The sequence below is a fragment of the Leptospirales bacterium genome (assembly GCA_019694655.1).
GTDB lineage: Bacteria > Spirochaetota > Leptospiria > Leptospirales > Leptonemataceae > SSF53.
Genome location: JAIBBN010000002.1, coordinates 277133 through 288836, shown reverse-complemented (window position 1 = coordinate 288836; position 11704 = coordinate 277133). Strand labels below are relative to the sequence as shown.

The 11704-nt window shown below is 57.7% G+C and carries 9 protein-coding genes; 1 reads left to right on the top strand and 8 read right to left on the bottom strand.

Annotation, left to right across the window (positions count from 1 at the left end; all coding sequences use genetic code 11):
* Window positions 1–17 precede the first annotated feature (17 nt).
* Window positions 18–2435 carry a 1-acyl-sn-glycerol-3-phosphate acyltransferase gene (locus K1X75_04545; GenBank protein ID MBX7057310.1) on the top strand — a complete coding sequence of 806 codons (2418 nt, stop codon included), beginning with the start codon at window positions 18–20 and terminating at the stop codon, window positions 2433–2435.
* 8 nt (window positions 2436–2443) lie between these two features.
* Here the strand turns inward: K1X75_04545 and K1X75_04540 are convergent, their stop codons facing one another.
* The 8 genes from K1X75_04540 to K1X75_04505 form a co-directional block, all read right to left on the bottom strand.
* Window positions 2444–3358, bottom strand: coding sequence for a hypothetical protein (locus K1X75_04540; GenBank protein ID MBX7057309.1), 915 nt, complete (start codon window positions 3356–3358; stop codon window positions 2444–2446).
* A gap of 244 nt (window positions 3359–3602) precedes the next feature.
* Window positions 3603–4952 (bottom strand): tRNA (N6-isopentenyl adenosine(37)-C2)-methylthiotransferase MiaB, encoded by a 1350-nt coding sequence (miaB, locus tag K1X75_04535; GenBank protein ID MBX7057308.1) that lies wholly within the window; start codon window positions 4950–4952, stop codon window positions 3603–3605.
* Window positions 4953–4993: 41 nt separating this feature from the next.
* Window positions 4994–5971: a Gfo/Idh/MocA family oxidoreductase gene (locus tag K1X75_04530; protein MBX7057307.1), complete on the bottom strand. Its 978-nt coding sequence runs from the start codon at window positions 5969–5971 to the stop codon at window positions 4994–4996.
* Window positions 5972–6046: 75 nt separating this feature from the next.
* On the bottom strand, window positions 6047–7177 hold the full coding sequence (dnaJ, locus tag K1X75_04525; GenBank protein MBX7057306.1) for a molecular chaperone DnaJ: 1131 nt from the start codon (window positions 7175–7177) through the stop codon (window positions 6047–6049).
* Window positions 7178–7236: 59 nt separating this feature from the next.
* Window positions 7237–9177, bottom strand: coding sequence for a molecular chaperone DnaK (gene dnaK / locus K1X75_04520; GenBank protein MBX7057305.1), 1941 nt, complete (start codon window positions 9175–9177; stop codon window positions 7237–7239).
* Window positions 9178–9309: 132 nt separating this feature from the next.
* On the bottom strand, window positions 9310–9954 hold the full coding sequence (locus K1X75_04515; GenBank protein ID MBX7057304.1) for a nucleotide exchange factor GrpE: 645 nt from the start codon (window positions 9952–9954) through the stop codon (window positions 9310–9312).
* Between the two features lie 16 nt (window positions 9955–9970).
* The gene (gene hrcA, locus K1X75_04510; protein ID MBX7057303.1) at window positions 9971–11014 is read right to left on the bottom strand and encodes a heat-inducible transcriptional repressor HrcA; all 1044 of its coding nucleotides are present in this window, start codon (window positions 11012–11014) and stop codon (window positions 9971–9973) included.
* Between the two features lie 144 nt (window positions 11015–11158).
* Complete coding sequence (locus K1X75_04505; protein MBX7057302.1) at window positions 11159–11686, bottom strand: hypothetical protein; 528 nt, start codon at window positions 11684–11686, stop codon at window positions 11159–11161.
* Window positions 11687–11704: the final 18 nt, after the last annotated feature.

Genomic DNA, 11704 nt, shown 5'->3' with positions numbered 1-11704 from the left:
GACGGCGGAGCAGAAGGATGAATCATACCGAAGTAGAAACGCCGGCAAATCTTGCCATCATCGGCGGCGGACCATTTGGCCTGATACTCTCCAGCGTGCTGGCGCCAAAGAGTCAGCGAGTTACGCTGTGGCTTCCCGATCCGCGCGAGGCGCGTCGATTGCAGCAGGAGCGCATTGGCCGCGTTCGCGGCAATCCCTATCGGCTGCATGAGAATGTCGACATAGCGCTGGATTTGAAGTTCTTGCAAGAGGGCCAGTGGGCGCTGCTGATTGCCTGCCCCTCGCGCACGTTTGAGGAAATCGCCGCTGATGCAATTCGTCGTTTATCCTCGGCGGGACCGCACTATCTGGCGGTAATGACTAAGGGCCTGGCTTCACGCAGTACGCGGCGCAAATATGGTGCGGCGACATTCCATCAGTACGTTGATGCCCTCTTGAAAGAGAAGGAGCGCGCTGATATCCATAGCGCTGTGATAACTGGGCCGAGTCTGCTGGCAGAAATCTACGCTCAGCACTATAGTTTTTTCAATGTTGGCGCGCACGATCAAATGACCGCCGACGTATTTCGGACGCTATTGCATAGCGAGACCATTCATACTGCAGATACGCGAGACTGCGTGGGCGTTGAAGTCGGCGGGTTGCTGAAGAATCCTATTGCAATTGCCTGCGGCATGGCCGAGCTGCTGCCGGCCAGCGGCGCCAATTTACAGGGCATGATCCTCAGCCAGGGTTTCCGCGAGATGTTTCGTTTCGGTCGAGCGATGGGAGCTGACCCGAGTACTTTGATGGGGATGTCGGGCCTCGCGGATCTCATTGCTACCGCCGCCAGTCCCAACAGTCGAAATCGCTCCTTTGGCATGCAGTTTGTACGACGCATGATGAGCGAGGAAGAGCCGGGGCTTATGGAGCGCATTGAGGCGCTGGTCCGTCCTACCGCGGTGATTGAGCGCGAAGTGCTGGCCAGTACCGAGCTGGTGGAAGGCGCCTTCAGCCTGGAGCCAGTGCTGGAACTCGCCGCCGAACATAAGATTCGCATGCGTCTCTATCAGACGATATTTGATATCCTCTCCAGGCGCAAACCGCCAGAGGCGCTGGCCGGTCTTTTTGTAACACGTCCCATGTCGCTGGATACCGGGCGCGCCATGCAGCTCCACAATCAATCGCTCTCGCAGGCCGCAGGCGCCAGCTTTGTCGCTCTCTTGCGTAAGCGTATCTACCACAGTGTGTCGGGGCAACGCGGCATGAGCGAGCGTATTCACCGCCAGGCGCCGAATATTCTGAAAAGCCTGGAACGCAGGTTGGAGCGAGCGCGGCGTAAAAAATTGCGCCGTGAGATAGAGGCAATACCGCGCGAACTTGAACTCTGGCGGCGCATTGAAAAGGCCGGCCCCGATACAATTCGTGACGCAATGGAGGAGTTAATTGAATATTATGCCGATGAAATCGCTGACAATTTTCGACCGGCGGTGCGCGCGGCGCTGATCCGAACCATTGCTCCCATTCGTTTCATGGCTGGCGGAATGCACGGCGGGGCGGCTATTCCTTATGTCGAGGGCGAAGTGGAAAGCCTCAAGTCGATGGGCGCACGCTACAACATCCTCTACGCTCCAACGCATCGCTCGCATCTGGACTCGGTGGAGATTGCTCTGGGTCTGAGCTGGAATGGCCTGCCTGTGCCGCGCTATGCTGCCGGGATCAATTTGATGACGCAGCCTTTCTGGGCCGGTATTCTCAAGGCCATGGGCGCATACGCGGTGGATCGCGAACGAATTCGCAACTTCCTCTATCTGGAGTGTCTTACTGGCTATTCGCAGATGATGCTGGAAGCAGGCATTCCCTCGCTGGTCTATCCAGAGGGTACGCGCAGTCGAAGCGGCGGAATTTGCGCTATCAAGACCGGACTTTTGAGCACGGCCATCGATGCCTACCGCAGCTCCGGAGCTGAAATCCTGATCGTGCCGCTGGCCCTTTCTTACGAGAACGTACCGGAAGACCGCGAATTTGCCGGCGTCTCGGAAAAGAGTGAGATGCGCGATTTCGTGCGCGGCCGGACGCGCTGCTATATGGAAGTATGCGCTCCCATTCGCGTATCGCATTTCATCGATCGCGAGGACCCGGCGCAGGCTATTGCCGGGGAGATTCAATCTTCCTGGGCTCGTCGGCTCAAGCGTTTGCCGAATCAGGTCGTTGCTCGCGTGATTTGCGAATCAGAAGGAGAAGTCGCTGTCTCCCGTCTAAGAGATTTATGCGCCGATTTCCTACAGAGTCGGCCGGCCAACTACCTGAACCGCGATGCATCGTCTACCGCCCGGCAAGGGCTGGCGATGCTGAAAAAGCGCGGCGTAATCAAGGAGCGATCGGGTGCAATCGTTGTAACACATCCGCAAATGTTGCGATACTATGCGGAGATGGCGCCGGCTACGCCAGAATTCTAAGGATTTATTTACTGTCGACCGCTTGCCCTGCAACGCAGCAGGCTACCGTCCGGACGAAAGAAAACGCGCAGGTTCAGCGCCTTGTGCCGCGCTTGCGTGTGGTAGTCATGGCTGCATTCCCCGGCGCGCGGATGCTCCGGGTCCCGCGGCAAATGATGCAGCGGACACCAGACGCGCTCCGTCGGCGTGCGCCACAATCGCCAGTCCCAGGGGTTCAGGTTTTCGAAGCCGCCCGCCAACAAGGCATTGCCGCGCCTGTATTCAGGCAAATACGGATTGCCCCCGCCATGCAGACCCACGAAAATATCAATACGATCATTGCGGATTGAAGCCGGCGCGCCGGTGTCGGCGGCGCAAAAGTAGCCGTCGTGTCTTGTTCCGCCGGGCATCGCCGGACGCCGTTCGGAGATTTCTGCGATGCGCACAAGTGCGCCGATGATACTGGCGCTGCGACAGCCAGCGGCCATCCCAGCAGCGCGACAGACAAAACCAAAGTCGATTGCAATGGTGCGATAGGGGAATACCTGGTAGCCGCCTCCGGCGCCATATCCCCATATATTGCGCGGATAAAAGGCAAAACGCATCGAACGACCGGCATACCGCAAACGCAAGCCATCGCGAGTGATTCCGCTTCCCTGACGGTTCACTTCGCGCAAGAACTCCGGCGAGGTCCGAAGCAGCGCTCGACCCTGCAGGTCCAGGGCGACGGTATTTCCAGGCGGAAAGTAGTTCTCATCGGCCAGATTATAGTAGGTTGGATAGTAGCGTCCAATGGGACGCGAGCGCAGTTGCTCAAGATTCAAGTTACGATCGCTTTCGGCAAGCAGCGCCTGAAGCGGCGGCGGGCTGTGGTCTATGGATTCGGTTAGCGGAGATGGCCCGCTATCGTAGTAAGGCTTTGCCTGTAGGCTGCTGCTTGCCATCCAGCAGTCCCGCCCCCGAACCTGAATCCTGGAGCGCGCCCCATCCCTTGACGTTTGTAGAGCGACTACGGACTCCATATGGTAGAGTGAGAGTTCATCGCCATTATCGGACTTGCAGGGACATCCAGCCGATTGACCCGGACATTGCACAGCAAAGTACCTGGCGCTTTCCGCTCGCAGTGCAGCGCAGCCAGAGAGAAGCAGCGCCATCCAGAAGGCGCAGACCTTCACGCAATGCGCTCGCTCATTGGAGAACTTGCGAGCCAACCCATTTGCCGCGCAGCGTTGCGCTGCTGGCGGATTCTACTTGAACCTCTATCAGTTTTCCGAGGGCGTCCTGTAGCGTGACGCCTGGCGGCGCGGGGAAAACGCAAACTCGGCCGGATGCTGTGCGGGCCATCCATTCGTCGGCCGATCGCTTGCTGCGACCTTCGACCAACGTCTCGAATATTCGGCCAACCATCTCCTCCCCGCGCGATCGGGAGATCGATGTCTGCAGCTCGATCAGGGCATTCAGCCGCACCAGCTTGGTTTCTTCGCTGACATCATCCGGCATGTGCTTGTTGGCCGATGTCAATTCGCGCTGCGAATAGCGAAACATATAGGCCATATCAAAACGAATCTCGCTCATCAGGGACAGCGTTTCGCCAAACTCTTCATCGGTTTCGCCGCAAAATCCAACAATGACATCCGTCGTCAGGCCCAGGTCGGGAATGCGCTGGCGCAGGCGGCGCACCAGGTTGAGAAACTCGTCGCGCGAATAGTCTCGTCGCATCCGTTGCAGTACCGCGCTGCTGCCTGATTGCAGCGGCAGATGAATGGATGATGCAAAGCGATCTTCGCTGGCCATCAGATCGATCAGCGAATCGGGGAAGTCACGGGGATGAGGCGAGGTAAAGCGGATGCGCGCTATGTCTGTCTGGTCGAGGAGTTGACGGACCAGTCCGGTAAAATCGACATCGCCCTGACGGTAGGAATTTACATTTTGACCGAGGAGCGTGACTTCGCGCACGCCGGCCGCCTGCAAGGCGCGGACTTCCGCCACGATGGAGGACGGGTCGCGACTGCGCTCCCGGCCGCGAGTGAACGGCACCACGCAAAAACTACAGAAGTTGTCGCAGCCGCGCATGATGGTCACGAACGCCAGGCAGCCGGCGCGCACGACCGGAGCGATGTCATCGTAAGTTTCGCTGCGCGAGAGCTGCGTAATGCTGATATGAGCTTCCTCGCCGCTGCGAACTCGCGCAATGATTTCCGGAAGCGATCGATAGTTGTCGGGACCGGCCACAAAATCCACGGCCAGGCCCTGGGCGAACAAATCATCCCCGAGGTTCTGCGCCATGCAGCCGAGAATGCCAATGACGGTTCGCGGATTGCGCCGCTTCAGGTAGGCCAGCGCCTCGAGGCGGCGGTACACTTTTTGGTGGGCATTCTCGCGGATGGCGCAGGTGTTCAGCAAAATCACGCCGCCCTCGCGCGGTTCGATCCCGCGCACAAATCCGGCGTCGCCAAGGATGGCGCGAACGACTCCCGAGTCGTATTCGTTCATCTGGCAGCCGTAAGTCTCCAGGTAAACTTCGCCGACCGTTGGCATCGACGGGACGGTAAGAGTCGCCAGAGCGCTTCCTTTGGCGTTCACCGCGCCGTCGCTCCCATAGAATCGCGAATCTGATCAAGGATCGTTGAGGCAATCTGCAGCGTGCGCAATTCCTCCTGGGGACTGACCAGCGGTTCTTGCACTCCCCGGACACAGTTGAGAAAATGCAGATGCTCCTGCCGCAGTGGATTGTCGCGATGGACGGCGATCTTTTCTACAAAGGCCTCTTGCTTGTACTTGAGCTCCTCGCGAGTCATCAAGTAAGCGCTGGTTGCTCGCCGGTGGATGTCGATATCCTGTGTGGCAAAATCCAGAACAATGTAGGCGTTCTCCTGGGTGATATTCAGTCGACGGATCTTGGCCTGCGTCATACGGCTGGCAACCAGATTTGCCACGCAACCGTTCTCAAATTGCAGCGTAGCAACAGCGACGTCTTCATGATCGGTAAGCGCACGCATTCCTCGAGCATGCACGCTGGTCACTTGATCATTTACCATGTTCAGAATAATGTCGATATCGTGGATCATCAAATCGAGTACAACGCCAACGTCGCCAATACGCGGATTGAAGGGAGACAATCGCCGTGATTCAATGAGCAACGGACGATCAACGATTTTATTCAATTCCAGCACAGCGCCGTTGAAACGCTCTACGTGCCCAACCTGAATGATCAGATTGTTCGCTTCCGCCGTTGCCACAAGCTCGCGAGCCTGTTCAGGGGTGGCGCACATCGGCTTCTCTACCAGCACATGCTTTCCGCGCTTTAGCGCGCCAAGGGCGACTTCGTAGTGATAAACGGTGGGGACAGCGACCACCAGGGCATCGACTTCGTCGATCAGGTCGTCGAGCGACTCCGCCGGACTGACGCCAAAGCGCTCGGCAACTTCAGTGCGACGATCGGGACTGGCATCGTAGATTCCGCGAACTTCATATTCAGCAATACCGGCGGCTACGTTGACATGATACTGGCCCATGTGGCCAGTACCTACCAGACCAAGCTTGATGCGCGAATTCATAGCATGCGCCCCCTGCTTCCCGGTAGCAGACTTGAGGGGCGCCTGGCTGTAAAGACCGATTCCAGGCCAGGAGTATCAGTTGAATCCGGCGGTCACGCGGCTGTACTCAGCGTCCGCCTCAACATCTTCTTTCAATTCTTTCTGCAATTCTGCCACCAGATCGCGCGCTTTGCGACTCAGGTTACGCGGAAGCTTGAGACTGATAACGACATGTTGGTCGCCTTTGCCATAGCCGCCGACGTAGGGCATGCCTTTTCCCTTGAGCCGAAAGATCTGTCCGCTTTCAGTTCCGGCCGGGATTTTCATCCGTACTCGCTTCCCTTCAATGGTTGGCGCTTCGATTTCGCCGCCCAGCAATCCGACTGTAAGCGGAATGTTTGCCTGTACAATCAGATCATTTCCCTGACGCTCAAATATTTCATGGGGTCGAATATGTGTGACTACATATAGATCGCCCCGCGGACCTCCGCCCGGCCCGCCCTCTCCTTCTCCGCTTACTTTCAAGCGGCTGCCCGATTCCACGCCGGGAGGGATTTTGATATTCAATGTACGTCGTTTTTCGGATACGCCCTGCCCCCGACATGCGCTGCAGGGATCGGCTATGACGACGCCGCGGCCCTGACAGCGCGGGCAGCTGGTGGTTACGGAAAAAAATCCCTGGGTTCGCCGCACCTGTCCGGCGCCGCCGCAGACAGTGCAGGATTGCGCCTGACTTCCCTTGCGCGCGCCGCTGCCGCCGCACTCCTCGCAGCCTTCCAGCCGCGGAATCTCGATGCGCGCTTCTTTGCCGATGGCCGCATCTTCCAGGCTGATTTCCAGATTGTAGCGCAAGTCCGCGCCGCGCCGTGCGCCGCCGCGGCGACCGCCGGCAAAGCCGCCGCCGCCGCCAAAAAACTCGCTGAAAATGTCGCCAATATCGCCAAAGATATCGGAGAAATCGGTATAGGCCTTGTAGCCAAATCCGCCCGGTCCGCCTGCGCCGCCCAGACCCGCCTTGCCGTACTGATCGTAGACCCGGCGCTTTTCGTCGTCGGAGAGAACTTCATAAGCTTCCGTAGCTTCTTTGAATTTCTCTTCAGCTTCCTTGTTACCGCGATTCTTGTCCGGATGGTACTTGATTGCCAATTGTCTGTAAGCCTTTTTGACTTCTTCCTTTGAAGCCTGCCGGCCCACACCAAGCACCTCATAGTAATCGCGTTCGGCCATAGATTTCTTGCTCCACCGGCGCCCCGCCGGCCAAAGCCGACGGGACACTTAAGACAAACTTACTTCTTTTCCTCGTCCACGACCGTGTAATCGGCATCGACGACTTTCTCGCCTTCTGCAGCGTTCTCTGCGTTTGGTCCGCCGCCTTGCCCATTTCCGTCATGACCGGCGGCCCCGGCTCCCTGTCCTTGCGCTGCGGCCGCATAGATGCGCTGGCCAAGTTCCATGGCCTCCCTTTGAATCTCATCGCGAGCCGCTTTGATCTGCGCAGGATCGTTGGAATCCAGAGCATCTCGCGTGCGCTTGATCAATTCCTCGGCCTTCTGGCGATCGGCCGCGGCGACTTTATCGCCCGCTTCGTGCAGCGACTTTTCCAGCGAATAGGCAAGGCTATCGGCTTCGTTACGCGCTTCCGCGGATTCGCGCAGCTCCTTATCGCGCGATTCGTTGGCTTCAGCGTCCTTCACCATGCGCTGAATTTCTTCCTCGGAGAGACCGCTGGTTGTTTCGATACGGATCTTCTGTTCCTTGCCGGTGCCCAGATCCTTTGCCGAAACATGGACGATGCCGTTGGCATCGATATCGAAGGCCACTTCAATCTGGGGGATGCCGCGCGGCGCCGGCGGGATTCCCAGCAAGTCGAAGCGGGCCAGAGTGCGGTTGTCGCGCGCCATTTCGCGCTCTCCCTGCATTACATGTACTGATACCGCCGTTTGATTGTCCGCGGCTGTGGAAAACACCTGCGACTTGCGCGTCGGTATCGTGGTATTACGTTCGATGAGCTTGGTAAAGACCCCGCCAAGGGTTTCAATCCCCAGCGAAAGCGGCGTCACATCAAGCAGGAGAACGTCGGTTACCTCGCCGCCCAGCACTCCGCCCTGGATTGCTGCACCCACTGCAACGACTTCATCCGGGTTGACCGAGCGATTCGGTTCGCGTGCAAAGATCTTCTTAACCAGTTCCTGAACTGCCGGGATGCGCGTTGATCCTCCCACCAGAATAACCTCGTCGATCTCGGCCGGCTTCAGACTGGCGTCGCGCAGCGCATTTTCGCAGGGCGTGCGCGTCCGATCCACCAGGGATTGGGTGAGCTGATCGAACTTTGATCGCGTAAGCGTCATGGTCAGGTGCTTGGGCACCCCATTCTCGGCAGTGATGAAAGGTATATTGATTTGAGCTTGCATCGTCCCGGACAATTCAATCTTCGCCTTTTCTGCCGCCTCCTTGAGTCGTTGCAAAGCCATGCGATCTTTGCTGATATCGATGCCGGACTCGCGCTTAAATTCCGCGGTCATCCAATCAATGATTGCCTCGTCAAAGTCATCGCCGCCAAGATGCGTATCGCCATTGGTAGACTTGACCTCGAATACGCCGTCGCCCAGCTCCAGAATGCTTACATCAAAAGTGCCGCCGCCGAGGTCGTAGACAGCAATCTTCATGTTCTTGTTCTTGCGGTCCAGTCCGTAAGCCAGCGCTGCAGCCGTAGGCTCGTTGATGATTCGCTCGACTTCCAGCCCGGCGATGCGCCCGGCGTCTTTGGTTGCCTGGCGCTGTTCGTCGTTGAAGTAGGCCGGTACTGTAATCACTGCCCGGGTCACCTTGTGGCCCAGGTAGTCCTCAGCCGTTTGCTTCATCTTTTGCAAAATGATCGCCGAGACCTCTTGGGCAGTGTAAGCGCCGAAGTCGCTTTCTACCTTGATGCCGTCCTGACCGGAACGCACAATCTTGTAGGACGAGCGCTTCAGCTCCTCCTGCACCTCGGAAAAGCGTCTGCCCATGAAGCGCTTGATCGACCTCACCGTGTTGCCCGGGTTGGTGATTGCCTGGTTTTTGGCAATCTGGCCCACAAGCTTGGAATCCTCCGCCGCGAATCCAACGATTGACGGCGTAGTTCTCGCGCCCTCGGCATTCTGGATGACCACCGGTTCCCCGCCTTCCATGACGGCGACGCAGGAGTTGGTAGTTCCAAGATCAATTCCTATGATTTTCTCTTTTGCCATTTTACTATCCCCGCTGTTACTCGCAATGCCTGTGCTGTTTGAAATTCCTATGCCAATTTTTCCGTATTCGGCCGCCGTGGCGGCGCTCCACTTTCTTTAGTCCAATATAGTTTCGTCTGCACCTATCGACCCTCAGTTTGCGGTTTCGCCAGCAGAATTGGTCGCTGCGTTACGCGCGCGCGCCACCCGGACGCGCGCCGGTCGCAGCGTTTGCCGTTCGCCATTTTCCTGCTCAATTTGATATCCAGGCTGGTAGACTTCCACCACCGTGTCGACGCTGACTTCTTCGCTGTCCTGTGAGGCAATCGCTTCCATTGTGAAAGGATCAAAGGCCTGGCCTTCGGGACGGAGCATCCGTATCTTCTGACGGTCAAAGGCCTGCAACAAACTGACGCGAATCATCTCCACGCCAGTCTTGAAACTGCGCGTTTCGTCTGATTCGGCCGGCGCTGCCAGGGTGCGCTCCAGATTGTCCATAGGCTCGAAGAGATCCTGAGCAAAAGCGGCAGAGGCCTCAGCCCTGACGCGAGCCCGCTCCTGCATCGTGCGCTTTCGAAAATTGGAAAAATCAGCTCGCTCTCGCTGCCAGTTCTCTTTGAGTTCCTGGATTTCCTGCTCTGCCGCCGCCAGGCGACTCAGTAATCCCGCATCAGCGCCGCTTGCCTGCTCGGCGTCGCCTTGCTGGCCCTGTTGCCGCTGCTCAGGAAAACCGTCGCCGGCCGCCACCTCGACTCCGGGCGGAACATTCTGGTCGGAACTTTGTTCGGATTCAGCCACTGCCCTTCCTCCCATTTCAATTGCTCAATCGAGTAATCATGTTCGACATGATTCTGCGCAAATACTCAACAATACTTAGAACGCGAACGTAATCCATGCGATTGGGGCCAACAACTCCCAGCGCGCCAATCCGTCGCTCGCCCATCTTATAGCTGGCGGATACTATGGAGAGGCCCTGCAAGCGCTGATCATGGTCGCCCTCAATCAAGACGTCCATATCATCCAGATCAATGGTGCGTTTGAAAATCCCGCGCACAAAATCTGGCGATTCAAAGAGGGCGCCAAGATCCCGGGCTCGGCCGCTCTCTTCTTGCGCCAGTCTATTGAATAAACTTTCAATCCCGGCGGTGTAGACTTCTTCGGCGCCTTTGACGGAATCAAAATGCTCGGCAATGGTACGCGCAATCATCGGCAGGAAAACGCCAGGGGCGGGCGGTTGCTGCGCATCGTGCTTCAGTTGCAATCGCACCTCTGCCAGATCCATCCCCTTGAACCGTTCGTTCAGGCTGCGTGAAATGGCGCGGATTGTATCCGGCGGAATGCGCGATTCCAGAAAGACCGTTCGCGAAAAAACGGCGCCGGAGCGCGTAACCAGTATGACCAGCACCTCATCGCCGCCCATATCAATCAGCTCAATATGCTTGAGGGCAGCCTTCTCCGGCTCCGGGGCGATCACCACGGCCGCATAGTTCGTCAGCATAGCCAGGATGCGACTGCTCACATCCAGGACCTCATTGATCCGAAAATCACGTTTCAGATATTCCGATTGAATGACCCGCTGATCTTCTTCCAGCAGAACGCGAGCAGGCGGCAGGTGGGCGACATAGTGACGATACCCCTTTTCGGTGGGGATCCGGCCGGAGCTGCGGTGCGGTGAGTAGAGGTAACCTTTCCCCTCGAGGTCGACAAAGATCGAGCGAATGGAGGCCGAAGACAGCCCAATCTGATAGTTCTCGGTTAGAAACAGGCTGGAAATAGGCGTCGAGTGCTGGATATAGCCTTCCACCACCAGCTTTAAAATCTCAGCCTGACGGGGGCTGATTTCCTGCTGGTGGTCCATGCCAGGCGACATATCCCTGCGTCGGCGAGTCTTTCTTTCGGCTCCAGTTTCCAATTTTGGCAGTCGACCCTTACGATTGCTAATCTAGCAGGAAGGTAGCTCGATTGCCAGGGAATCGTCAAGCATAAAAGCGGCCGGCAGCAGTCAATCGTCCAGATCGCCACGGGCAACGAGGCGCAGGTAGCGCTTTCGCGTTGCTGCAGCGGCAGCCAGCTGTCCAAGCTCTTCCTGGATGGCGTACTGGTTGTAGAGGGCATCGAGGCGCTGGTAGTCGGCCAGGTAGCTTCGTTCAAAGGCAGCAAGCGCCCCGTTCCGGTCCCCCTGCATCCACAGCAGCATCCCCAGATGAAAATGCCGCAAGGCGAGTGCGCTGCCACGCTCGGAAACCTCGCTTTGAAGTACTGCACATCGTTCGAGCAAGCGTCGCGCCTGCTGCAGGCTCTCCCTGTAGGCCGCAGCTGAGGGCGGCGACTCCTGGTAGAGCAGCGCCAGCGCCAGGCGATAGAGAGCATTCTCGTTATAGGGCTCAAGCTCGACCAGACGACTGAGCAGCGGAATCGTAGCCTGTATTCTGCCGTCGCGCAAAAGCGCAGCTGATTCAGCTTCCAGCGCACGAATCCGGTCGCGCCGCTGATTGACGCTTTCAGCACCCAGGCCGGCGCCCAGGAGCAAGAGAAATAGCGTGGCGCT

What these genes read in the sequence shown, in the direction of transcription:
- K1X75_04545 (MBX7057310.1), top strand. Translation starts at nt 18, where the DNA reads ATGAATCATACCGAAGTAGAAACGCCGGCAAATCTTGCCATCATCGGC.
- K1X75_04540 (MBX7057309.1), bottom strand. Translation starts at nt 3,358, where the DNA reads ATGGCAAGCAGCAGCCTACAGGCAAAGCCTTACTACGATAGCGGGCCA.
- miaB (MBX7057308.1), bottom strand. Translation starts at nt 4,952, where the DNA reads ATGCCAACGGTCGGCGAAGTTTACCTGGAGACTTACGGCTGCCAGATG.
- K1X75_04530 (MBX7057307.1), bottom strand. Translation starts at nt 5,971, where the DNA reads ATGAATTCGCGCATCAAGCTTGGTCTGGTAGGTACTGGCCACATGGGC.
- dnaJ (MBX7057306.1), bottom strand. Translation starts at nt 7,177, where the DNA reads ATGGCCGAACGCGATTACTATGAGGTGCTTGGTGTGGGCCGGCAGGCT.
- dnaK (MBX7057305.1), bottom strand. Translation starts at nt 9,177, where the DNA reads ATGGCAAAAGAGAAAATCATAGGAATTGATCTTGGAACTACCAACTCC.
- hrcA (MBX7057303.1), bottom strand. Translation starts at nt 11,014, where the DNA reads ATGGACCACCAGCAGGAAATCAGCCCCCGTCAGGCTGAGATTTTAAAG.